A 22736-nucleotide genomic window follows, 5' to 3' on the forward strand; every position below is an offset into this window, starting at 1 on the left:
AGATGAGACTTCCCACAGCGCAAGCTGGTAAGACCCCTCATAGACGATGAGGTTGATAGGTTCGGTGTGGAAGCGCGGTAACGCGTGGAGCTGACGAATACTAATCGGTCGAGGACTTATCCACACACTTAGCAATCGATCATGCAGATCCAGTTTTGAATGAATGAAGAAGCCATTCCTTTAAGGAATGGCTTTTTTTTATGATCGGTTCGAAACAACCACGTTCCCAGTATTCACCGGAAGACTAAAGCGTTAAATTCAACGATAAGCCGTACCTCTAGCGGCATCGATCATGGCTTCAATGTCTTCAACTTCACGTTCAAGAGCGTAAGGCATTCGCCTCGCGAACGCCCGCTGCTTAATCTGACCGAAGTTCGTTTCTTTTGGATTGCTATCTTGAGCACTTTATACAGAAGAGTTTACAGATGTTGACAAAAACGGAACCAACATAATAATATAAAATTACGTAAAAATAAAGTTTTACGAATGGTGGTCTGATAAATGGAAATTTCAAACGGAGTAGAAATGCTTCATCTAGATTTTCATGGGAATATCATTCATCCTGTTCTTTTGTGGGATCAAGACATGGCTGTTTTAATAGACACCGGATTCCCTGGACAAATGGAAGATTTACGCGTGGCCATGGAAAAGACAGGGGTACCGTTCAACAAACTAAAAGCTGTGATTTTGACGCATCAGGATGTGGATCATATCGGTAGTCTTCCAGAGATTTTGCAGGAGTATGGGGATCAGGTTCATGTGTATGCACACGAACTGGATAAGCCGTATATTCAAGGGGAATTCCCACTTTTAAAAGACGGGCACCTTGAGAATCCTCCAAAAGGCAGAGTGGACTATACCGTGAGCGACGGTCAGGAACTGCCGTTTTGCGGCGGGATTCGCGTCATCCATACTCCTGGGCATACTCCCGGTCATATCAGCCTGTATGTAAAGCAAAGCAAGACCCTCATTGCCGGGGATTCGATGTACAGTGTAAATGGGTTTCTCGAAGGTATTCATGTCCCGACCACACCAGATATGAATGCAGCTAGACTCTCGTTGAAAAAGTATGTAGACCTCGACATTTCATCTGTGATTTGTTACCACGGGGGACTTAGCACTGGAAATGTGAAGGATAAGCTCGTAGAACTTAGTCAAGGGTTACGTTAACAGGCAGTTATCCAGAATCGAGTGACAATCACCAAGCTCCGGCATGAACGCGCCGGGGCTTTTTAGCATGCAGTCAGGTGACAAATACACTGGCTTTGGTAAAGAACGTTATTGACATGACACCAAATGGTGTCGTATTATCAAAGTGACACTATTTGGTGTCCAATTAGGAATTAGTCATTTGGAAAGTTTGGAATTTGAATAAGTTTCATTTGAAACCATTATGAGGGGGAAACATATGGGTCAAAGTAATGGTGTGGAAACAATCGCGAAAGCAGAAACCAATCCCCGAGGAAAAATGATTGCCTATTGGTCAGTCACATTACTACTCGCAGTAGCTGTTATGCTAAGTGGTATTGGACAGCTGATGCAATTTGGGGGAAACATCGAGTTAGTGACGAATCTTGGTTACCCGCTATACATCTTGACCATTCTCGGGGTTTGGAAAGTGCTTGGAGCCATTGCTCTCATCATCCCAGGTTTTCCTCGGCTTAAAGAATGGGTTCACGCTGGTATCTTCTTTTTAATGACTGGTGCGGCTTTATCTCATGCGCTGGCGAACGATTATGGAGCGTACGGGTTTTACATGATCCTTCCGCTTTCGTACGCTGCGCTAAATATCGCCTCGTGGGCGCTACGTCCGATGAGCCGCAAACTTTAGGGAGGTTACAGAAATTAACGGCTGTCCCCACCATACTACAGAAAATCAGATTTTGGAGGGAGTGTTGTGAGCGAGAACAACCCGTTACGGGATGTGTTTGATGCGATTGCAGATCCAACCAGGCGTAGACTGATTCGCCTGTTAGCAGAGGCAGAGGAGATGCCGCTTCATGAATTAACGGCACAGTTTCAAATGGGGCGTACAGCGGTATCCAAGCATTTGACAATCCTGAAAGAGGCCGGACTGGTACTTGACCGAAAAGTCGGCAGAGAAACGCGATTTAGGCTAAACGCCGCTCCACTTAGAGAAATTCAAGATTGGTTGGCTTTCTATACGCAGTTCTGGAGCACGAATATGTTGCGCTTGAACCAATTTTTAGAGGAGGAAGAAGAATGAGTTTAACATTATCCCTGGATTTTCAGTACAAGACATCGATGGAGAAACTCTGGTCCGCTTTAACCGATGCAAACAAGCTTGCCAAGTGGATGGTTAATATCCATACCGGACAGGCGATGGAAAATAATTTTAAGCCCGTCATCGGACATCACTTTCAGTTTCGCACTCAGCCGACCGAATATTGGGATGGAATTGTTGACGGCGAAGTGCTTATCGTGGAAGAACCACACCGGTTGTCCTATACGTGGTGCAGTGGAGGAGAAAAGCACACGGTCACCTGGACGTTGCAGGATTTAGGGAACGGAAAGGTTAACCTTCATCTCGAACAAACCGGAATCTCAAATGCTCAAGCACTGGGTGGAGCCAAGTATGGCTGGAGCAATTGGTGCGGTCAGCTTGAAAAGGTATTGGAGCAATAATCGCATACCCACAAAAAACGGCAGCCAGTTTCATTGGCTGCCGTAATTTTTTAACCAGGCAAATCTCCACCCGTTAATCCGTTATCATAACCGAAGGAGTAGCAGTTCGCACGAAGATGATCGCATCAAAAGCTTTTGCTGGAACCATCTGCAACGTATACGTCTTCTCCATTTTTCCGTACCATCCACTAAAGACATCACCAATTGCACTGATGGACTGGGCTTTATTCAGATAGGTGTAAAAATCCTGATGCTGCTTTGCTTTGGAAAAATCAAGGAATCCATCCGCCATGTTTGTCTGTGCAAACAGAACAGCCAGCCGATCTTTGCCACTATTTTTTACAGTAAATGCTTTGCGCTCATTGGTAGTGGTGTCCTTTGCAAGGAAGGTGCTTTCGTAGAATTCACTTCCGATTGCGTAATATTGGTCCCCCATGGCTTTTGCGAGATGTGCCCCCATGCAGGTTGTCATTCCTGCGGTAGTGGAGGTCTTTTCAATGTGTCCATTATGTCCGGCGATGAATATGTTGTTGCGACCGTAATGTTTCTTTTCAAAGGATAAAATCCACATTGCTTTGTCCGCCATATAGCGATCACGGGTGTTGCCATAGTTCGTGTTTGTTCCGCGCAATGTGGCGTTTTGCTTGATGGATTCTGCGAAGGCAGTAGCCAGCTCATATTCTTTCGTAGAGCTTTTCGCGATGTAAACAGATTGGTTATGTTTCATCTGCTCCATCAAGCTTTTTATGTGAGTGAGCGCTTCCTGTACGAGGGCGATCTTTTGATCATACACCGTCTGATCATTCAGATTCGTAAGCAGCTTCTCGTACTTGGTGGCGAGTGTCGGATCAACTTTTTTCAAATAGGAGAATAGCCCGCTTTTGTTATGGTCGTAGCGTTGCATGTCAAAGCCATAGAAATGAATTTGATCTTTGGCATCTCGTTGCTCATTAAAGGTGCGCATCCAAGAGAGAAGAGCGGCCATTTCTTCTGTATGGTAAATCGTAAATCCGATGGCTTTTGCGGCATCCTGTGCAGTTCCGCTTCCGCCTAAAATGTATTCATTGACCTTTTGCCCACCGCCAAAATCACCTTCAATGGCAAATACGCGATAACCTTGTTTTTCTACCAAATGCTTAAAAATATCTAGCTTAAGCGTAGTGAATTGCTTGTTGCCATGCGTAGCTTCTCCAAACCCGATGATGGTTTTTGCAGGAAGCTCCATTTTTGAAACAGGGACAAGCGTAGATTGCAAAGACTGTTGCAAGGAGTTGGCTGATGCAGATTGGAAACCCGTCAATACATTCAGCACGATGGACAAGCCTAGGGCGACCAGGAGTTTTCTTTTCATATCAATCTCTCTTTCTTGAAGGGATTACTGGGAAACGGGTGGATTTTCTTACCATTTAAATAATTATACTCTTTCCTGGTCATATTTACCTACAGTGAATCCTTTTCTGTGGAGACCAAGCCGAAATGTAAAAACGCACCTGGGTTGGATTATCGGTATCCCCCGGTGCGTTTTTCACTTGCTATTTCAAATACTTCGCCCGATACTCATCTGCCAGCATGGACATGAGAATGGAGTCGTGATAGGCATGGTTGTAATAAAGCGCTTGTCGCTGTACGCCTTCCCGCTGGAAGCCGAGCTTTTCATACGTGTGGATGGCGCGTTCGTTAAAGGCGAATACATTTAGCTCGATGCGGTGCAGATTGAGGATGCCAAAACCATAATCGAGCATCAGCAAAAGGGCTTCACTTCCGTAGCCTTTTCCTTGATAGGCACTCTGATCAATAGAAATTCGGATAAAAGCGTTGCGATTATTCGGATCGATATGGCCAATTTGGACGTCGCCAATCACCTGATCATTTTCACGCAGGCAGATCAATAAGAGGACACTGGAAGAGTCCTGGCCTTTGTTTGCGATGTACTGGTGGATTTGCTCACGCGTGAAATGCTTTTGGGTACCGGTCAGCATACGCGTTTCCTTGTTGAACAAGGAGCGGAAGTATAATTCGGTATCTTCTGTGCCAATCGGTCGCAAAAAGACGCGTTCTCCTTCCAAAAAGCGAACCGCTGCATTTGTATTTTCTTGTCGTGACATAGACATAGTCGTTGTCCTCCCTGTTCGTTCAAAACTTCTTTTTCTTAGGATAACGAGCAAGTGTATACTTGAAAATATGCAGTTTTGTAAAAATGAAAAGGACAGATGGAGGGGGAAATCGAGATGCTCTTGACCCCAAACTGGCAGGAAAACGACAACGAGCCGCAATACGTACAGCTTTATGCTTATTTGAAAAAGGAGATCGTCGCAGGACGCTTGGCGGTGAGTAGCAAACTGCCGTCCATTCGCAAGCTGGCTGACCTGCTGGGCTTAAGCACAACACCTGTCGAAATGGCATACCAGCAGCTACTGGCGGAAGGTTTTATCCAAAGCAAACCGCGCAGTGGGTACTATGTGGAGAAATTGCCTGATCCTGAGGTGAAGCCGGGTGCTGGTGCGAGCATTCAAACCATCCAGCGGCCAATATTGCGTGACGAGCGGGAATACGTCTATGACTTTCATCTCTCCCGCAATGATTTTTCGTTATTTCCAACGATGATTTGGCGGCGTTTGTACAATGAGACACTTCACATAGAGCAGCAGGAGAATCTTTTTTATGGAGACCCACAAGGCGAGGCTGGACTCAGGAGCCAAATCGCCGACTACTTGCGCAGGTATCGGGGTGTCGCTTGTTCACCGAATCAAGTGGTGATTGGGGCGGACCAGTTTGGCTTGCTGTCCCTGATCTGTCTGATGGTAAAGCCACAGTTCCAACGCATCGGCGTAGAAAATCCGGGGTATTTGCTGTTTGCCAATACGTTTCGCCAGCACGGCTACGACGTGGTGCCGATCTCACTTGCAGAGGACGGAATTAACGTCAGTGACCTTTATGAGTCAGAGGTTCGGTTGGCTGCCGTTTCTTCTGCTCATCAATACCCACGTGGGATGATCATGCCTATATCCAAGCGACTCCAATTGCTCGAATGGGCCAAAAGTGTGGGAGGGTACATCATCGAAGACGATTACGACGGAGAGTTTCGTTACCATGGCAGACCGATTCCGTCCATGCAAGGCTTGCTCCCGGATGCGAGTGTTATTTATATGGGAAGCTTTGCGCAGGTGTTGGCGCCAGCGATGGGCATTTGGTACATGGTCTTGCCAGAATCTCTGCTGGACACGTACTATAGCCTGCTGCGCGAGACACTGCTGGAACCATCCTCATCCCGTCTGCATCAGCGGACGTTGGAAGCTTTTATGGAAAAAGGATATTTCGAAAAGCATGTTCGCAAAATGCGCAAGCTGTACCGCAAAAAGCATGATGCGCTGCTGCTGGCTGTGCACAAGCACTTTGGCGAAAGAGCGACAGTCATCGGAGCTGATGCGGGCTTTCATGTCCTGTTGCGGGTACACAGCGAGCGAAGCGAAGAGGAGTTGAAAAAGCTGGCGATTAAGGCAGGCGTGAGAGCCTCGTCGGCATCGTTTACATGGCTGGTACCACCCAATCCCCTGCCAAAAGAGTTTTTCCTCGGCTTCGCGGGCATTCCATTGGAAAAAATCGATCCCGGTATCAAGGCACTGAGCCAAGCGTGGTTTGACGGTTATTGACAAGGCAAGCGTACACCGTTATGCTAAAAGTACGTTATAGAAAATATGAAAAACAAAATATTTTCCTTGTTTTCGAAAGGGGATAAGAACATGCAGGAGCGAATCCTCCAATGCGCTTATCATGAGATTGAGACAAAGGGCGTCCGTTTCACTATGTCCGATTTAGCTCGGCGCGCAGGTGTTAGCACCAAGACGTTATATACGAGCTTTCCATCCAAAGAAGCCTTGATCACTAAAGTCATTGAAGAAAACATCGAGGATTTGCGTAAAGCAGAAGATCGGATTTTGCATGATCCTGACCTCGATTTGGTAGAAAAAATGCGACAGCTTCTGGCTCTGGTTCCGAACAACTTCTCGCGAACCGACCTGCGCGTGTGGTACGAGCTGAAGCGCTACTATCCCGAGCAATGGAAGCTGATCGACGAGTTCAATCAACAGGAGTGGGAGCATGTTCGGATCATTCTGGAGCAAGGCGTAGAGGAGGGCGTGTTTCGTCGTATCCGGCTCCCGATCTTGATTCAGATGTATACCGGGACGCTCAACCAACTGATTGATCAACAGTTAGCGAACCAGCATCATATGACGATTGGCGATGCACTGGATGCGGTCATCGACATTTTACTAGGCGGTATCGTGGATTCTTCATCTTCAAACAAGGAAGCAGGAGGAACATAATGAGTTGGGTTTATCTATTAATGGCTATTTTACTAGAGGTGGCTGGAACAACATCGATGAAGCTGTCTGACGGACTGAGCAAGCCTGTCCCTAGTGTGATGATGTTTATCTTTTATATTTTGTGCTTCTCGTCGCTGAGCCTGGCGCTCAAGGAAATGGAGGTCGGGACTGCCTATGCTATCTGGTCAGGTCTCGGCACGGCGATCATCGCGGTTATTGGTGTGGTGATCTTCAAGGATGCCTTCACTGTCAAAAAAGTAATTGCTGTCGGACTGATCATCGTGGGCTGTGTGCTGTTGAATCTGGGGGACAGCTCTCACGCACAATCTTCTAAAGATACAGGAGTAGCTGAGGCGAAATGAGTGAGAAAAATGTAAGGACAATGCTAGTGTTCTTCTGGGTCACCGATGTGGCTTTTGTCGTGTACTGGTTCATTACATTTTTGGAGCTTCTCCCTGTAGAATACTTGTATCAGGATTACTACGACCCCAATTTGCTCGCATGGAACCTGTCCTTTTTTCCATTGGATATTTTCATTTCCATCACGGGCTTTGCCAGTCTGTATGCTTATCGCAGAGGGCGGCACATCTGGAAGCCGCTCGCCATGCTGTCACTCGTTTTGACGTCCTGTTCGGGTTTGCAGGCAATCGCTTTTTGGGCGTTCAAGGCAGATTTTGATTGGACCTGGTGGATTCCGAACCTGTACCTGTTGATTTACCCATTATTCTTTTTGCCGAGCTTGATGCGAGAACTGGCAAAAGTGAAGGAAAGGAATTCTTGACAAATTTTAAGCCGTGGCTATATAGTAGTCTTAAGTTAATAGTGCTGTGGAGATTGGGAGATCAGCTAATATTTGCAAAATGAGAGCATTCGCTCTTGGGTTGCGGGTATTAGCTTTTTTATTTTCTCTCCAGTCAAATCACAAAGGAGTTGGCGAATTGTAAGCGCTTTACGGAAGTGGGTTTACAATTTTTCCAAAAAGGGGGAGGATGGGGCATGTCCATTTATGTAGGGGAACTGATCGGGACAATGATCTTGATCATTTTGGGGGCAGGTGTTTGCGCCGGACAGAACTTGAAAAAGGCGTATTCCCAAAACGGCGGTTGGATTGTGATTACGCTAGGTTGGGGGCTGGCAGTTGCTTGCGGAGCTTATGCAGTAGGAAGCATTAGCGGAGCGCATCTGAACCCGGCACTTACCATTGCACTGGCTAGCATCGGTCAATTTCCGTGGGAGCAAGTGCCAGGCTATATAGCGGCTCAACTGATTGGGGCGTTTATGGGAGCGACATTCGTCTGGATCTTTTATTACCCGCATTGGCGTGAGACGGATGATGCCGGAGCCAAACTGGGGATATTTGCAACAGGTCCCGCGATTCCCAATACAGTCGCAAATCTCTTCAGCGAAATTTTAGGTACGTTTTTCTTGGTGCTCGGTCTACTGGCGATCGGAGCGAATAAATTTGCAGAAGGACTTAATCCGTTTATTGTTGGTTTCCTGATTGTTGCAATCGGTTTGTCTCTTGGCGGTACTACTGGTTATGCGATTAATCCGGCCCGTGACTTAGGACCTCGTCTCGCCCATGCTCTCTTGCCCATCCACGGCAAAGGAAAGTCCAACTGGCGCTATGCATGGATTCCTGTTGTTGGACCTATCATTGGAGCTGTAAGTGGAGCATTTTTTTACAAATGGACGTTTACAGACCACTCGCTGACAGGTGTAATAGCATTAGCGGCTTTCATGGTGATTGCTATCGTGGTCGGCATGACAACCAAAAAATCAATCGGCAGCAAGGAGCGAATCGCATCCGAAAGTGCGCGTTCCTAGACATACAGGAAAGAATGAATGCGATTCCAAATGAGTAAGGAGGAAGTTGTCATGGACAATAAATATATGCTTTCCCTCGATCAGGGAACCACGAGCTCCCGCGCTATTTTATTCGATAAATCAGGCGCTATTATCGGCGTTGCCCAGAAGGAATTCACGCAAATCTATCCGAAGCCGGGTTGGGTAGAGCACAATGCCGAGGAAATCTGGGAATCACAGTTGGAGGTTTTGAAAGCGGTTTTACTGGAGAATCATGTGAAACCGGAAGAAATCGCAGGAATCGGGATTACCAATCAGCGGGAAACAACCGTGGTATGGGATAAGCACACAGGAAAGCCCATCCACAATGCGATTGTATGGCAAAGCAGACAGTCCATCGATATTTGCAACCAGTTGAAAGAGCAAGGTCATGAGCAAACCGTTCGTGAAAAGACAGGACTGTTGATAGACGCTTACTTTTCTGGCACAAAGGTAAAATGGCTGCTCGATCATGTGGAGGGAGCACGGGAAAGAGCAGAGAAAGGCGACCTTTTGTTTGGAACCATTGATACGTGGCTGATTTGGAAGCTGACCAATGGTCTGGTGCATGTGACCGACTATTCCAATGCTTCACGCACGTTGATGTTTAATATTCATTCCCTGGAGTGGGATGACGAGCTGTTGAGCATGCTGCAAATTCCGAAAGCCATGCTGCCAGCTGTCCGTCCTTCCAGCGAAATGTACGGCTACACAGACGAGAAGCTTTTCGAATTCCAGATTCCGATTGCCGGGATTGCCGGAGACCAGCAGGCTGCGCTGTTTGGGCAGGCGTGCTTTGCGGAAGGGCAGGCCAAAAACACATACGGAACAGGTTGCTTCATGCTGATGAATACCGGAGAAAAGGCAGTTGCATCCAAAAACGGGTTGTTGACAACCATTGCCTGGGGAGTGGATGGCAAGGTAGAGTACGCCCTGGAAGGCAGTATTTTTGTGGCTGGTGCGGCGATTCAATGGCTGCGTGACGGACTTAAGCTGATCGAAAAATCATCGGATTCGGAAAAGCACGCACTCGCTGTTGACAGTACAGATGGTGTTTATATGGTTCCGGCCTTTGTTGGCTTGGGAGCGCCTTATTGGGATATGGAAGCTAGAGGCGCGATCTTCGGCTTGACCCGCGGAACGACGGAAGATCATTTGATTCGGGCAGCGCTGGAGTCTTTGGCTTATCAGACACGGGATGTGCTTGAAGCGATGGAGGCTGATTCCGGCATCCGGCTGCAAAAGCTGGCGGTAGATGGTGGAGCCGTGGCAAACAACTTTTTGATGCAGTTCCAGTCCGACATCCTGAATTCAGAGGTAGAGCGTCCGCGTGTCAATGAAACGACCGCACTGGGAGCAGCTTACCTGGCAGGGCTTGCCGTCGGGTATTGGGGCAGCAAGGAAGATATTGTGAATAACAAAGTGGTGGAGCGCTCCTTCTCACCAGATATGGCAGAGGAAGTGCGCCAAGAGCTGTACGCAGGTTGGAAGCAAGCTGTTACGGCAACGATGGGTTACAAGATTAGGCATTGATTTTTGCATAAAAGAGGTCTAAAGTTAGAGATAAGTTAATCATGCTGTGGAGACTACGGAGACAGCCAGTATCAGAAGGGCAATGACATTGCATTGCTTCTTTTGGATATTGGCTGTCTTTTTCTTTTAGAGAGGATGAGGAGAACGATGAACGATCAACATGCATTATCTTCAAGTCAACGCCAGGCTTGTCTTGATAAAATGGCAAACAAGCAGCTCGATCTTTTGGTAATTGGCGGTGGGGTGACGGGAGCAGGTATTGCCCTCGATGCAGCCTCGAGAGGTCTTAGCGTTGGACTCGTGGAAAAACAGGACTTCGCTGCGGGCACCAGCAGTCGCTCTACCAAGCTCGTTCATGGAGGATTGCGCTATTTGAAGCAGGGCGATGTGCAGCTGGTGCGGGAAGTAGGCCGGGAGCGAGCTATTTTGTATCGCAATGCGCCACATATCGTCATCCCGGAAAAAATGATTTTGCCAATCGTGAAAAATGGTACCTATGGCAAGCTGGCAACCTCTATTGGTTTGTATGTGTACGATGTGTTGGCTGGAGTCGAAAGAAAAGAACGACGCATCATGCTGAACAAGCAGAAAACCGTGGAGGCAGAACCGCTTTTGCGCCGAGATATTCTCAAGGGCGGCGGGCTCTATTTCGAATATCGGACAGATGATGCTAGACTTACCGTTGAGGTCATGAAAACAGCAAGCTCGCACGGAGCGCTCTGTGTGAACTATACGGAAGCCATTGGCTTTATTTATGAGAACGGCAAGGTCATCGGAATTCGCGCGAAGGATTTGCTTACAGGTGCGGAGTACAATCTCCATGCCAAAAAAATCGTCAACGCAGCAGGTCCTTGGGTGGATCAGCTTCGAGAAAAAGACCACTCCCTGTACGGCAAGCGCCTCCACCTGACAAAAGGTGTCCATCTGGTCGTGCCATATAACAGATTGCCGTTGAAACAGGCTGTTTATTTCGATGTATCCGATGGACGCATGCTGTTTGCCATTCCGCGCAATAACAGTACGTATATCGGTACCACTGACACGAATTACAAAGGTGTACTGGAGCGGCCAACGGTGACGAGAGAAGACATGGAGTATGTATTGAATGCCGCGAACGAGATGTTCCCTTCTGTGAAGCTGACGGAACAGGATGTCAGCTCCAGTTGGGCAGGACTCAGACCGTTGATCCATGAAGATGGCAAGTCCCCATCCGAACTGTCACGCAAGGACGAGATCTTCTATTCCAAAAGCGGGTTGATTACGATTGCAGGTGGAAAATTGACGGGCTTCCGCAAGATGGCCGAGCGCATTGTCGATGTAGTGGTCAAGCAGTTGACCGAAGAAGAGGGCAGAGCATTTGGAGCTTGTCGGACAGACAAAATCGTCCTCTCTGGCGGAAAATTTGACTCAGCAGCGAAGATTCCTGTATTTGTGAAAGCACAGGCAGAGCGGCTGAGCCAATGGGGAATCACCGAGGAGCAAATCCGCGTTCTGGTTGGGAAATATGGAAGCAACAGTGAGCAAATCGTAACCATGTGCCAGGAGCTTTTGACACAAAATGATCAAAATGTGTCTCCAATCGAAGCACTGTTGAAAGCAGAACTGCGCTACGCTGTAGAGGAAGAAATGGTTATGACCATGAGCGATTTTCTGATTCGTCGCAGTGGCAGACTATTCTTCGAGAGGGATACACTGGAGCCAGTGTATCGAATGGTGGGAGAAGAGCTCGCTCATGAGCTGCAATGGTCGGATGAGAGAAAAGAACATGAAATAAAAGCGTTTGAAGAGGAATATCATCTTGCGAAAACATTTCAATAGGGGTGATTCGTGATTGGCAAACCAGATCAATCAAGTCATACTTCCAGCAGCCCGGACATTAAAAGAATTTGATGAACTCATGGAGAGCTGCTACGAGCGCATTATTTTGCTGAATGCCCATGTAGCGCAAGTAAAGCCACTGGGAAAACGGGCTAGAGCGTTCGGGAAAAAACTGCTGATCCATGCTGATCTCATTGACGGCTTGAAGTCTGATGAATACGCGATGGAGTTTCTTGCGCAAGAAGCACAGCCCGAAGGAATCATCACCACACGGAACAGTGCTATTCTTGCTGCCAAGAAAAAAGGACTCATTTCCATCCAACGACTTTTTCTCATTGATACGATGGCATTAGATAGCAGCCTTACCCAGTTGGAGAGAACCAAGCCGGATTACGTCGAGGTTTTGCCAGGAATCATTCCCCACCTGATCGAAGAAATTACTGAACGAACCAAAATTCCAGTTATCGCTGGAGGATTTATTCGCACGATGGATGATGTTGATCGCGCCATTCAAGCGGGTGCAACTTCTGTAACCACTTCCCGCAGAGAGCTGTGGACGAAATCATAAGGGCATATCAGGGTAGTCAAAAGCCGGTCATTCCTGTCTGTAGGAATACCGGTTTTTTTGTGTTTGTCCGTCAAGAAAATAGGTAGATGACGATGATAGGGGAGATAGGTAGATACCCTTTTATTTGGATAACGGTCAGTAGTCTATGCGGATGAACGTCACCGTGCATATACACATATAGTCAGCAAAAATAAGAGGAAAGAAGGCGGTTGCGTGAATTATCAAAGCTCTCAATGGCAATCCTCGTATTCTTCGCGGGAAGGACATTCTTCTTATTACCCTTGGCAAAGAGATCGGGAACGGCCACCAGGATGGGATCGTGGAGGAGGATGGCAGAGACCTTACCGGAGTTGGGAGTTTGACCACAGACGGAGATGCCCGGATCACTGTCGTTGGTGCCCTCCTGGCTGCTGCAGACGCTTTCGCTAACAGATAAGTAGTAGAATTAGAGCCAAATCTTGAGATGGACTCGAGAGATTTGGCTCTTCTTTTGGGGAATTGAGAAGGATAGCGGGTGGAAATCATGGAGAATCTGCAAGCATTCTCGTTAAAACAGCCCTAATCCTCTCGACCCCTTCTTCGATCTGTGCCTCATTGGTATTGCCGTATCCGAGAATGATTTTATCTGTATGATTGCCTTTGACAATGGCGTGCTCCTCGACCGGGTAGACACGCACTCCGGCTTGCTCCAGCGCAGCCAGGACGTCAGGTGTGAAGTGAACCGTGGGAAAAGCAGCTACGATGTGCAGTCCAGCGGCCTCCCCCCAAATCCGAATGCCATCACCAAAAGCCAGTTGAAGAGCATCAATCAAGCTTTGACGGCGTTTTTTGTACAGCTTTTTTACCTGATTCACGTATTTCTCTAGATGCCCCTCCTCGATAAAAACCCCGAGGGCAAGCTGATCAATCGAAGGGGCGTGCAAATCGGATAGCCATTTTGCCTGCTGATAGGAGGCTACCAATGCTTTTGGCAGGACGAGGTATCCCTGACGCAGTCCGGGAGAAAGGATTTTGCTAAAGGAACCGATGTAGATAACACGCTCCGAGGCAAGTCCCTGAATGGAGCTGATAGGAGCAGTTTCGTAACGAAACTCGCTGTCGTAATCATCCTCGACAATGTAGCAGTCAGCTTCCCGTGCATAACGAATGAGTTGAAGTCTTCGCTGGATGGGCATGGTGCCGCCTAGCGGGAACTGATGGGAAGGCGTGACAAATACGAAGCGGGGGCGATGGGCAGACAATGACGGTAGCTGTTCCATATCCATCCCGTAGGTATCTGTCGGAACAGGCAGTAAACGAGCGCCTGTCCTGGTGAAAATACTTTGGATATCGTGCGTGATCGGGTCCTCGATGACTACGTGACTATCAGGACGGAGAAGCACATTGGCAATCAGGGTGAGCGCCTGAGTAGCCCCGGATGTCATAATGATTTGCTCGGGGTCGCATTGCACGCCGCGCGTTCGATACAAATAGCGACACAAAATTGTGCGCAGCTCCGTACGTCCCTCGGGACGATTATAGCCAAAGACTGATAGCGGTGCTTCCTGACAGACACGCTGGACAGTTTTGCCCCAGAGGTTGCGAGGAAAACGCTCCAGAGCAGGAACACCAGAACGAAAATCGATTAGCTTGCTCTCGTCTTCGTTTAAATGCTGGTCCACTTTCGGCAACCCAGCCCCAGCCCCTGTCATCCGGGCGTGCTGTTCCAAATAAATGCCCGAGGCAATGAAATACCCGGAGCCACGTCTGCTCTCGATGTAGCCCTCGGCTAGTAGCTGCTCGTACGCCTCTAGTACCACATTGCGAGAGAGGTGCAGTTCGCTTGCTACTTTTCGGGTAGATGGAAGCTTGAAGCCGGCTGCAAGTTCTCCGCTCAAAATCTTTGTGCGCAATTCAGAATAAATTTGTCTGATTAACGGAATCGGTTTCTCTCGGTCAATGGTTATCCAGAGCAAGCCGTGTGAGCCTCCTTACGCAACTGGTCCTCTCGAAATTGTGGGAAACTGGACCTAATCCATACAAGCGTACCATGGTAGGGTGATAGAAGAGAAGAGGAATGCCACTGCCAAAGGAGAGAGAAGGATGACACCAGAAGAGAGAAGAACCGCAGACATTTTGCGTACAATCGCCCGTGATGAACGAATCAAGGAAGCGGTCAGAACATCGCCCTTGCTATATCCGTTGCTTTTGACTGCTGCGAAACGTTATGTGACAGGCGAAACGCGTGCGGATGCAATAAAAATAGCCCAACGCCTGGAAAAATTGGGCTACCGTCTATCAATGGAACACATTGGTGAAAATACGCTGGATTCGCAGATTGTACATGAAGCGCAGCGGGAGTTTCTTGCGCTAACTGCGGATTGCTCCCAACTACATACACCAGTCGGAATCTCCTTTGATTTGTCCCATCTCGGCTTGTTACTGGATAAAGAGCTGGCGTTTGCCCACGTAGAAGAGTTGGCAGAGCGGGCAAGACATAGCGGCCACTATTTGATGATCAGCATGGAGGAATCGACGAAAACAGAGGCGATCATTAGCATGTATGAGCGCTTGGCACAGCGACATGAAAATGTGGGCATTACGATTCAAGCACATTTGCACCGCTCGCTGGATGATGTGAAACGGGTGCTCGGACTCCCGGGGAAAATTCGTTTGGTTAAAGGCGCATTCAAGGAACCTCAGGAAATCGCATTGGGGCGTTCAGTGGAGTTGAACGAACGATACCTGGAGCTGGCTGATATGTGTGTACGAGCCGGGCGTGAATGCTCACTCGCCACGCACGACCAAGCGATTGTAGACGCCCTAGACGGTCGAGACTATTTGCATCGACCGAATGTAGAGGTCGAGCTGTTATACGGGGTTCGCCCTGAGCTGGCTCATGTTTTGCGAGAAAAAGGGGTTCCAGTGCGCTTGTACCTCACATATGGGACAGAGTGGTACTTGTACTTGTGTCATCGACTGGCGGAGCATCCTCCTCATGTGCATCAGGCGATAGCCGATATGTTTGATACGGCGAGACTTCAGGATGTAGGGTATGGCATGTCATAGAAGGATTACGAAAAAACGTCAGAGCATGATCTTGACGTTTTTTCTATTTTTCATTCTGTCTTGCCTTCACACAAATTCCCCAGCCAAACTGCTCTTGATTCATGATCTCTGCCCGAACCGTGTTTACCCCTGCGTGGAGGCGAACAGATACTTGGGCGTACTTGCTTCGAATTCGTCCGTCACTCGCTGGTGGATTCCATCTCCACACGCCCTGATGCACTTCCTCTTCATTCACCCAAAGTCGCAGATGATCGCTGAAGCCAAAATGGAGTTGAGTCACAGTCTCATGGGGAACTGTAATCGTGCTTTTGGCTTGTACAGTCATCCCAGGCTTTGCTGGGAAGAGTCGATTGAAATTGAGTGTCCCATTTTCTTCGACGACTGCACTTGTCCAATCTGTTAAGACAACAGACTGATCACTAGCGATGTACGGCTTTGAAATGAGCCATTCTGTTAGATAACCCTCAGCTGCGAGCTGTTGCCGATCCGTCTTGGTAGGCAAGGCATCGGCCGGGACGATTTCTGTTACCGATAGATTCCGAATGTAGGCAGGCAAGTAGTTCCAGAAGCCGATTTTCTCAAGTGAAGTTCCATGCTGTAGATGGGAAATGAACAACTGAGGCGCAGGGTCTTCTCCCAAATATACGACAGCTTGGTTTGCTTGAACCTCCACAGCAAGCGTCTTCCATTCCCCAATTGTGTAAGACAACGGCTTTTGATACCGAGGGCCATTATAAATTTGCCACGTCATAGACCCATTCATGATCGGATCATACTGAATTTCTTCACTTCCGCTTGCAGTCGAAAGCAGGGATAGGGAACGGCCTGACGCATCTCGCAAATTCCAAGAAAACGTAGACATTTACATTTCACCACTCTTCCTTATTCATGCCTTTTATGTTTTAGATATGATTTACCACAGTCTGTGATAAATCCTTTCGCCCTTGTCGATTCATCGATTTCATTTTTAAAAAATTGTAGCTATTTGTCTGGAAATAACGTCAATAACTGTATGAGAAGAAAAGATAGGAATAAAAAAGAATGGTCCGTGGAGGTTTTGAACGAATGAAAACGGCGCAGTGCAAGCGGTGGCTTCTGGCCTTCTGTGCGTTCCTCCTGTTAGTAGCAGGTGTTCCTTTTGGGGTAACGGGAACAGCCTTGGCAGAGGGGAACATTCAGCTGGGAGTATCAGTCGGAATTGAAGGGAAGTACAGGCAAACGGGGATGGTTCCCGTTGTCGTCACGGTGAAAAATGGAGGGGCGGATATCGAAGGGGAGCTTTTTGTCGCCACGGGAGAACGGGGAGACAGTCGCTTCGCAGTTGCCAATTATCAGCCGGTTTCAATTGCAAGCGGAGTGACCAAGCAGGTAACGATTCTGGTTCCTGGATCAGAGCTGCAAGGCAGTTCTTTTGTGGCCTTGATGCAAGATAGCAAGGTGATTGCGCAAACGCCGATAACAGGCAATTCATACAGCGAGGATACGCTGATGATCGGTGTGTTGGCAGAAAACCCCGATACAGCTAACTTTCTTGGAGTCCTGCCAAAAGGCTCTATTCATAACTCTGTCCAGCTCTTGACGATGAAGGCAGACAATATGCCAGTGACAGGTACACAGCTCCAGATGATGAATATGCTCGTTATCAACAATTTTGCTTTGGATTCATTGAATGAACAGCAGATCAAAGCGATTCGGGATTGGACGAAAGCTGGCGGGATGCTGATTTTAGCTGGAGGAGCACAATACAAGAAATCTGGAGGCGTTTTGGGTGACTTGTCACCAGTAGAAGTGACAGGAGTGACGAGTGTACAGACACTCTCTAGTTTAAAAGTGGATAAGACCAGTCCAGTCGCATTGACATCGCCCTTTACTGTAAGCAATGGGACATTGAAGGCAGGGAAAGTTTTGTATAGCGAAGGAACTATTCCGTTGATGGCTGTACATAACGTGGGAGCCGGAAAAGTATTGTACGTCGCCTATGATTTGGCGGCCGAACCAGTAGCCAGCTGGGCGGGAAACAGTCGCTTATGGGCAGATACATTAGTAAAGGCTTTTGGTTCATCCATGAATGCTTCAAATAGTAGCATGATCGACAACGTATGGCCGCTTCGGGATGCTGCTGATCGCGTCCCATCCTTAAAAATCCCGGAGGTTGGCTGGTTTGCAGTATTTTTCGGAATTTATGCCCTGGTTGTAGGGCCAGTTCTTTTTTATATTTTGCGGAGAGGACGCAAGCAAAGCTACATGTGGGTGATCGTCCCTGCCCTTTCGGTGTTGGCGGGAATCGGAATCTTCTCGATTGGTGCCATCCAGCGGGGGGTGGGTGTAAAGCTGCACCAGGTAGGTTATGTAGAGCTCCAAAACAACGGACAGGCGAATGCGGTGAGCGTAACCGCATTATTCGTACCGAGTAATGACGACTATCGTTTGACTTTAAAGGGAGAGGGCATGACCCAACCCATCATTGAAAGCAATTATATCGATCAAGTTCCGAAAACGTGGATTTCCATACAGCCAGATCAGACCCATATTGATTTCCGAGATGTAGAATTCTGGTCGATGCGCAAGGTTGCGACGGAGCAAACCTTATCGGACGTAGGAAAAATAGAATCGAACCTGTCGTATGAGAACGGTGCACTGAAAGGAACCGTGACGAATCATACGAAGTACTCGCTAAGAGACGTGACGATCTCGACAGGTATGCAGGTACAAGAGTTTCCACAGTTGGCGGCTGGCAGCAGTATCGAAGTGAACTTGCCGTTTGCCCCTCAACAACAAGCAAGACGGAATCAACATCGAATGAATATGGGGCATGCGCTGCCGCAGCATATGCAATCGAATGGCTATGAAAGTGAAACGCGTGAGCAAGTCATCGTGGAAATGCTGGACAGACGTAGTGGTCCGTCAGAAGTGGTAAAGCTCGTGGGCTGGACCGATGAGCAAATCGTTGAGGCTGTCGTACCAAACGAAAATACGGAGAACAGCAGCATCGCGATGGTCACTTCGACGCTGCAAGTGAATCCATCTAAAGACGGACAGATTTATTATCCGACGGGATCATTTGATGTGACGATGTCGGGAAGCTCCGTTCCAGTGGATGATTTCGGAGATGGCTTTAGACTACCTGCCGGGGACATTACCTTTGACATTAATTTGAATCAGGAAGGACAGGAGCTTGCCATCAGCAATTTGTATCTGTACACCTGGTCAGAGGACAATACGACATTTGGAAAAGAAGTTTATAACTGGAAGACAAAAGCTTTCGAACCATTTGAAAAAGCATTCATGAACAACGTGATGACAAGCGATAAGACCACTACTTATGTTTCGGGCGACGGCATTGTCCGCATCAAATTTGCCCACCAGTTTGAGGATGATCGCCACATTGGGGTTCCAAGTGTCAGTGTGGAAGGGAAGGTGAGCAAGAAGTGATCCAGATCCAAAATTTGCGCAAGCGCTACGGCAAAATGGAAGCATTAAAAGGACTTTCACTCGAAATTGACAAGGGTACCGTTTTTGGTTTTGTCGGTCCGAACGGAGCAGGAAAATCCACGACGATGTCCATTTTGGCGACTTTATTGGAGCCAACCAGTGGGAAAGCATACGTAGGTGGCTACGAAGTGACCAAGCATCCAAAGGAAGTACGCAAGCTGATCGGCTACATGCCTGACTTTTTTGGTGTCTACGACAATTTGACAGCAGAAGAGTACCTCGATTTTTACGGTGCGAATTACGATATTCCGGCAGCAGAGCGAAAACAAATCATTCCACAGTTACTAGAGCTGGTGAATCTCACGCACAAGCGAGATGCCTTCGTCGACTCGTTGTCGCGGGGGATGAAGCAGCGCCTTGGATTGGCCCGCTCGCTGGTTCACAACCCGGAAGTGCTCATTTTGGACGAACCTGCTTCTGGCTTGGACCCTCGTGCACGCATTGAGCTGCGGGAGATTTTGAAGGAACTGCGGGACATGGGCAAAACGATTATTATTAGCTCTCACATATTACCTGAGCTAGCAGAGATGTGCGACGTCATCGGGATTGTGGAGGAAGGCAATCTGGTTGCCTTTGGACGAGTCGATGAGATTTACTCGAAAATGCAAGAACAGCGGGTATTGCGCATCCGCCTGTTGGATCGGGTTGAGGAAGCAATGACGCGCCTGCGTGAAATGCCCGTCATTACCAGGGTGACACGTGAAGGGAACTGGGTCGTTGCAGGCTTTTCAGGCAATGACGAAGAACAGGTGGAGCTGCTGCGGGAGCTTGCGGTGTCAGGCTATCCTGTCGCCGCGTTTAATGAGGCAGTAGGTGATTTGGAAGAAATCTTCCTGGAAATTACGAAAGGGGTGGGCTCATGAGCGACTTGAGACGATTTCACAACCCTGTCTTGTTCAATGAATGGAAAATGCGGATGCGGACCAATCGGTCACCGTGGATCATCCTGCTCTATTTGCTCGTTTTGGGCGCAATGACGCTCACGATAATTTTCTTTATGACAAATGGTGGCAGCTACTACAACCCGAATGATACACGCGAGCTGTTCATGATGCTGTCTGTGTTTCAGCTCGGGATGATCTGCTTCGTCGTGCCGGGACTGACGGCAGGTGTGATTTCCGGGGAACGCGAACGCCAGACGTTAAGTGTGCTGTTGACCACGAATGTCAGCGCCACACGATTGATTTTAGGCAAATGGCTGGCGTCACTCAGCTTCATGACCTTCCTGGTCATTGCGACCATCCCGCTCTATGCCATCGTCTTTTTGTATGGAGGAATTTCACCTGCACAAGTGATCAAGGTGTTTGGCTTTTACGTCATTACGATGTTTGGTATCGGCAGTATTGGTGTGCTCATGTCCACGCTGATCAAACGGACTGGGATCGCTACGGTTGTCACTTATGCCGTGGTATTCGGATGTGCGATTGGGTCGAGCATACTGGCGGAAATTATCAAAGAGTTCATTCGGTACCAGCGTCGGTCCGGTAGCATGTCATCCGTGCCTATGCCAGACTGGCCACATCTCCTGCATAATTTTAACCCGTTGTTTGCGATGTTGAACATTTTTGAGGAAGGGCCGCAGATCAGGATTGGGAATGTGGACCCGTACGCGGTTTACTGCCTGTTTTTCGGGATTATTACACTGTTCTGCCTGTTACTCTCCATCTATCTCATTCAGCCAGTGAAACCGAGATTTCGCAAAGTAAAAGAGGAGCAATAAGCCATGTTCACCTCGAGAGCGAACGACGAGCTGAAGTCACTGCTTGCACCCATTCGAAAGCAACTGGGCTTGCGTGTATGGATACAGCAGCTAACGGTCTATGGTCTGTGGGGAATATTGGCAAGTCTGGTGCTTCTCCTCCTTGCCCGCATCTGGCCGATTCCGTTTTACCAATGGATTGTGATCGTGCTGCCAGTGCTTGTTGTCATCACAGGTCTGGTGCGTGCGCTTTGGATGCGCCCTACCTGGCTCCAATGTGCACAAGTGGCAGACGGTAATGGTTTGGCCCAGCGAGTCGTCACAGCATGGGAGAATCAGGAGAATCAGTCGATGGTAGCAGGTATGCAGAGGGAAGACGCCCTGCAGCATCTGCGTAAAAATTTGCCGCAAATCGTTGAGAGCGTCCGCATTTGGTCGCTGATCCAACGAAAGGTGTATGTTACCAGCAGTTTGTTATTGGTGTGCCTGGTAATGTTTCTTTGGCCGAATCCCCAAGACTTGCGACTGGCCCAGATGGCAGAGGAAAAGAAAGCAATCGCGCAGGTCGAGGAAGAAGTAGAGGCAATCAAGCAGGACGTGAAAAAGAATACAGGCTTAACCGACGCGCAGAAAAAGCAGCTGGACGAAATGCTGGAGCAGGCAAAAAAGGCTCTGGCAAAAGCAGACGACCCGGCAGAACGTCAAAATGCATTGCGCGCTGCGGAGAAACAATTGGAGAAGGTCAGAGATGCCGAGCAGCGCAAAGAAAAAGCATTGCAAGCACTCCAGCGCAGCTTGGGTAATCAAGAAGGGACACAAGCCTTGGCTGGGGCGATGGAAGCGAAAGATAGACAAGCGATGACCGAGGCTCTGGCACAAATGGCAAAAGCCATGGAAAGCATGCCGCAAAAAGAGCGGGAAGAGATCGCCCGTGAACTCGCTAGCGCAGCAGAGCAATTGAAAAAAGAGGCAGAGTCTGCCGACTCGAAGGAGCTGGAGGATATCGCCAAACAATTGGCGGAGGCAGCCCAGCAAACAGCCCAAGGACAAGTGCCTCAAGCGATGACTGCGCTCGAGAACAGCTTGATGCAAGCCATGACGGGTATCCAGCAATCTCAGCAAGCCATGCTCGCTGCTATACATGCCGCGTCCTCGCTCAATCAGTCGCAAATGACGCTTGCCAGTGCAGGCGCACAAGCAGGAAATGCTGGAGCGAGTGGGGCTGGGACAGGAACGGCAGCAACAGGACAGGCGACTCCAGCATCTGGGTCATCCGGGAATCAGCCAGGTGCCGCAACTCCGGGATCAGGTGCCAATCCAAATCAAGGGGCGAACCCGGCAAACCAGCCTGGGAATGGAAACAATGGCTCGGGGCAAGGGAATGGCAACGGCAACGGAAATGGCAATGGAAGCGGTAATGGTAATGGCTCTGGTGGTCAAGGAAGCGGTCAAGGCGGCGGGGCCGGGTTAGGAAAAGGCAGACACGAGCTCGTTACCGTTCCGGCAGATCGCATAGGTGGAGACAAGGGACCCGTTGATACCGTCGGGGGCTCACTCGGGTCAGGACCTTCCCAGTCGCAGCAAAGCGGAAACACACAAGTCTCCTCCGGTGGGACGCTGCCGTACGAGGAAGTGTACGGCCAGTATGAGCAATTTGCCCGCGAAAGTATGGAAAAAGGCAGTATTCCCGGCGATTATCAACAGATCGTGAAGGATTATTTCAGCAAAATAGAGCCTTAGATCATTCAACAACAGGAAGGAG

The 22736-nt window shown here is 48.6% G+C and carries 21 protein-coding genes and 1 rRNA gene; 18 read left to right on the forward strand and 4 right to left on the reverse strand.

Annotated elements, in window-relative coordinates:
• The 5 genes from M3630_RS17545 to M3630_RS17565 form a co-directional block, all read left to right on the forward strand.
• A 23S ribosomal RNA gene (locus M3630_RS17545) occupies positions 1–124 on the forward strand; the annotation flags it as partial.
• Positions 125–501: 377 nt separating this feature from the next.
• Positions 502–1170, forward strand: a complete 669-nt coding sequence (locus M3630_RS17550; RefSeq protein WP_251252913.1) for an MBL fold metallo-hydrolase — start codon at positions 502–504, stop codon at positions 1168–1170.
• A gap of 238 nt (positions 1171–1408) precedes the next feature.
• Positions 1409–1831 (forward strand): DoxX family protein, encoded by a 423-nt coding sequence (locus M3630_RS17555; protein WP_251252914.1) that lies wholly within the window; start codon positions 1409–1411, stop codon positions 1829–1831.
• 66 nt (positions 1832–1897) lie between these two features.
• Positions 1898–2227 (forward strand): ArsR/SmtB family transcription factor, encoded by a 330-nt coding sequence (locus tag M3630_RS17560; protein ID WP_015893276.1) that lies wholly within the window; start codon positions 1898–1900, stop codon positions 2225–2227.
• Positions 2224–2646: an SRPBCC family protein gene (locus M3630_RS17565; protein ID WP_251252915.1), complete on the forward strand. Its 423-nt coding sequence runs from the start codon at positions 2224–2226 to the stop codon at positions 2644–2646. Before M3630_RS17560 ends, M3630_RS17565 begins: the two co-directional genes overlap by 4 nt.
• Positions 2647–2719: 73 nt before the next feature.
• On the opposite strand, the gene M3630_RS17570 is transcribed toward M3630_RS17565, so the two are convergent.
• Both M3630_RS17570 and M3630_RS17575 read right to left on the reverse strand, forming a co-directional pair.
• On the reverse strand, positions 2720–3997 hold the full coding sequence (locus M3630_RS17570; RefSeq protein ID WP_251252916.1) for an erythromycin esterase family protein: 1278 nt from the start codon (positions 3995–3997) through the stop codon (positions 2720–2722).
• Between the two features lie 181 nt (positions 3998–4178).
• Positions 4179–4757 (reverse strand): GNAT family N-acetyltransferase, encoded by a 579-nt coding sequence (locus M3630_RS17575; protein WP_251252917.1) that lies wholly within the window; start codon positions 4755–4757, stop codon positions 4179–4181.
• 117 nt (positions 4758–4874) lie between these two features.
• Here M3630_RS17575 and pdxR (M3630_RS17580) point away from each other — a divergent pair, with 117 nt between their 5' ends.
• The 8 genes from pdxR (M3630_RS17580) to M3630_RS17615 all read left to right on the forward strand — a co-directional run bounded on the left by pdxR (M3630_RS17580) (position 4875) and on the right by M3630_RS17615 (position 12735).
• Complete coding sequence (pdxR, locus tag M3630_RS17580; RefSeq protein WP_251252918.1) at positions 4875–6296, forward strand: MocR-like pyridoxine biosynthesis transcription factor PdxR; 1422 nt, start codon at positions 4875–4877, stop codon at positions 6294–6296.
• Positions 6297–6386: 90 nt separating this feature from the next.
• The gene (locus M3630_RS17585) at positions 6387–6971 is read left to right on the forward strand and encodes a TetR/AcrR family transcriptional regulator (protein ID WP_173609856.1); all 585 of its coding nucleotides are present in this window, start codon (positions 6387–6389) and stop codon (positions 6969–6971) included.
• A complete protein-coding gene (locus tag M3630_RS17590) occupies positions 6971–7333 on the forward strand; it encodes a DMT family transporter (protein WP_048034755.1) in 363 nt (120 codons plus the stop codon). Before M3630_RS17585 ends, M3630_RS17590 begins: the two co-directional genes overlap by 1 nt.
• Complete coding sequence (locus M3630_RS17595) at positions 7330–7752, forward strand: YvaD family protein (RefSeq protein ID WP_251252919.1); 423 nt, start codon at positions 7330–7332, stop codon at positions 7750–7752. Before M3630_RS17590 ends, M3630_RS17595 begins: the two co-directional genes overlap by 4 nt.
• Positions 7753–7967: 215 nt before the next feature.
• On the forward strand, positions 7968–8798 hold the full coding sequence (locus M3630_RS17600) for an MIP/aquaporin family protein (RefSeq protein ID WP_173609858.1): 831 nt from the start codon (positions 7968–7970) through the stop codon (positions 8796–8798).
• Between the two features lie 51 nt (positions 8799–8849).
• Positions 8850–10349 (forward strand): glycerol kinase GlpK, encoded by a 1500-nt coding sequence (glpK, locus tag M3630_RS17605; protein WP_251252920.1) that lies wholly within the window; start codon positions 8850–8852, stop codon positions 10347–10349.
• Between the two features lie 147 nt (positions 10350–10496).
• Positions 10497–12167: a glycerol-3-phosphate dehydrogenase/oxidase gene (locus M3630_RS17610; RefSeq protein ID WP_251252921.1), complete on the forward strand. Its 1671-nt coding sequence runs from the start codon at positions 10497–10499 to the stop codon at positions 12165–12167.
• A 13-nt stretch (positions 12168–12180) separates the two neighbouring features.
• Complete coding sequence (locus M3630_RS17615; protein WP_173609861.1) at positions 12181–12735, forward strand: glycerol-3-phosphate responsive antiterminator; 555 nt, start codon at positions 12181–12183, stop codon at positions 12733–12735.
• A gap of 521 nt (positions 12736–13256) precedes the next feature.
• Here M3630_RS17615 and pdxR (M3630_RS17620) read toward each other — a convergent pair.
• Positions 13257–14690 (reverse strand): MocR-like pyridoxine biosynthesis transcription factor PdxR, encoded by a 1434-nt coding sequence (pdxR, locus tag M3630_RS17620; protein ID WP_251252922.1) that lies wholly within the window; start codon positions 14688–14690, stop codon positions 13257–13259.
• Positions 14691–14817: 127 nt separating this feature from the next.
• Here pdxR (M3630_RS17620) and M3630_RS17625 point away from each other — a divergent pair, with 127 nt between their 5' ends.
• Positions 14818–15783 (forward strand): proline dehydrogenase family protein, encoded by a 966-nt coding sequence (locus M3630_RS17625; RefSeq protein WP_251252923.1) that lies wholly within the window; start codon positions 14818–14820, stop codon positions 15781–15783.
• Between the two features lie 43 nt (positions 15784–15826).
• Here M3630_RS17625 and M3630_RS17630 read toward each other — a convergent pair whose 3' ends face one another.
• A complete protein-coding gene (locus tag M3630_RS17630; RefSeq protein ID WP_251252924.1) occupies positions 15827–16645 on the reverse strand; it encodes a hypothetical protein in 819 nt (272 codons plus the stop codon).
• Positions 16646–16848: 203 nt separating this feature from the next.
• Here M3630_RS17630 and M3630_RS17635 point away from each other — a divergent pair, with 203 nt between their 5' ends.
• Genes M3630_RS17635 through M3630_RS17650 form a run of 4 tightly spaced genes read left to right on the forward strand, consistent with a single transcriptional unit; the run spans position 16849 to position 22714 of the window.
• Positions 16849–19215 carry a DUF7408 domain-containing protein gene (locus tag M3630_RS17635; RefSeq protein ID WP_251252925.1) on the forward strand — a complete coding sequence of 789 codons (2367 nt, stop codon included), beginning with the start codon at positions 16849–16851 and terminating at the stop codon, positions 19213–19215.
• Positions 19212–20138 carry an ABC transporter ATP-binding protein gene (locus M3630_RS17640; protein ID WP_173609866.1) on the forward strand — a complete coding sequence of 309 codons (927 nt, stop codon included), beginning with the start codon at positions 19212–19214 and terminating at the stop codon, positions 20136–20138. The genes M3630_RS17635 and M3630_RS17640 overlap by 4 nt, the downstream gene beginning before the upstream one ends.
• A complete protein-coding gene (locus tag M3630_RS17645) occupies positions 20135–20995 on the forward strand; it encodes an ABC transporter permease (RefSeq protein ID WP_173609867.1) in 861 nt (286 codons plus the stop codon). Before M3630_RS17640 ends, M3630_RS17645 begins: the two co-directional genes overlap by 4 nt.
• A gap of 3 nt (positions 20996–20998) precedes the next feature.
• Positions 20999–22714, forward strand: a complete 1716-nt coding sequence (locus tag M3630_RS17650) for a coiled-coil domain-containing protein (RefSeq protein ID WP_251252926.1) — start codon at positions 20999–21001, stop codon at positions 22712–22714.
• The last annotated feature ends 22 nt before the right edge of the window (positions 22715–22736 follow it).

Source organism: Brevibacillus sp. MER 51, assembly GCF_023714195.1.
Classification (GTDB): domain Bacteria; phylum Bacillota; class Bacilli; order Brevibacillales; family Brevibacillaceae; genus Brevibacillus.

Bases quoted from the DNA above. Each gene is read 5' to 3' on its own strand.
- M3630_RS17595 (WP_251252919.1), top strand. From the start codon at position 7,330: ATGAGTGAGAAAAATGTAAGGACAATGCTAGTGTTCTTCTGGGTCACC.
- M3630_RS17610 (WP_251252921.1), top strand. From the start codon at position 10,497: ATGAACGATCAACATGCATTATCTTCAAGTCAACGCCAGGCTTGTCTT.
- M3630_RS17645 (WP_173609867.1), top strand. From the start codon at position 20,135: ATGAGCGACTTGAGACGATTTCACAACCCTGTCTTGTTCAATGAATGG.
- M3630_RS17570 (WP_251252916.1), bottom strand. From the start codon at position 3,997: ATGAAAAGAAAACTCCTGGTCGCCCTAGGCTTGTCCATCGTGCTGAAT.
- M3630_RS17630 (WP_251252924.1), bottom strand. From the start codon at position 16,645: ATGTCTACGTTTTCTTGGAATTTGCGAGATGCGTCAGGCCGTTCCCTA.
- M3630_RS17635 (WP_251252925.1), top strand. From the start codon at position 16,849: ATGAAAACGGCGCAGTGCAAGCGGTGGCTTCTGGCCTTCTGTGCGTTC.
- glpK (WP_251252920.1), top strand. From the start codon at position 8,850: ATGGACAATAAATATATGCTTTCCCTCGATCAGGGAACCACGAGCTCC.
- M3630_RS17555 (WP_251252914.1), top strand. From the start codon at position 1,409: ATGGGTCAAAGTAATGGTGTGGAAACAATCGCGAAAGCAGAAACCAAT.
- M3630_RS17625 (WP_251252923.1), top strand. From the start codon at position 14,818: ATGACACCAGAAGAGAGAAGAACCGCAGACATTTTGCGTACAATCGCC.
- pdxR (WP_251252918.1), top strand. From the start codon at position 4,875: ATGCTCTTGACCCCAAACTGGCAGGAAAACGACAACGAGCCGCAATAC.
- M3630_RS17565 (WP_251252915.1), top strand. From the start codon at position 2,224: ATGAGTTTAACATTATCCCTGGATTTTCAGTACAAGACATCGATGGAG.
- M3630_RS17590 (WP_048034755.1), top strand. From the start codon at position 6,971: ATGAGTTGGGTTTATCTATTAATGGCTATTTTACTAGAGGTGGCTGGA.
- M3630_RS17550 (WP_251252913.1), top strand. From the start codon at position 502: ATGGAAATTTCAAACGGAGTAGAAATGCTTCATCTAGATTTTCATGGG.
- M3630_RS17585 (WP_173609856.1), top strand. From the start codon at position 6,387: ATGCAGGAGCGAATCCTCCAATGCGCTTATCATGAGATTGAGACAAAG.
- M3630_RS17600 (WP_173609858.1), top strand. From the start codon at position 7,968: ATGTCCATTTATGTAGGGGAACTGATCGGGACAATGATCTTGATCATT.
- M3630_RS17575 (WP_251252917.1), bottom strand. From the start codon at position 4,757: ATGTCTATGTCACGACAAGAAAATACAAATGCAGCGGTTCGCTTTTTG.
- M3630_RS17650 (WP_251252926.1), top strand. From the start codon at position 20,999: ATGTTCACCTCGAGAGCGAACGACGAGCTGAAGTCACTGCTTGCACCC.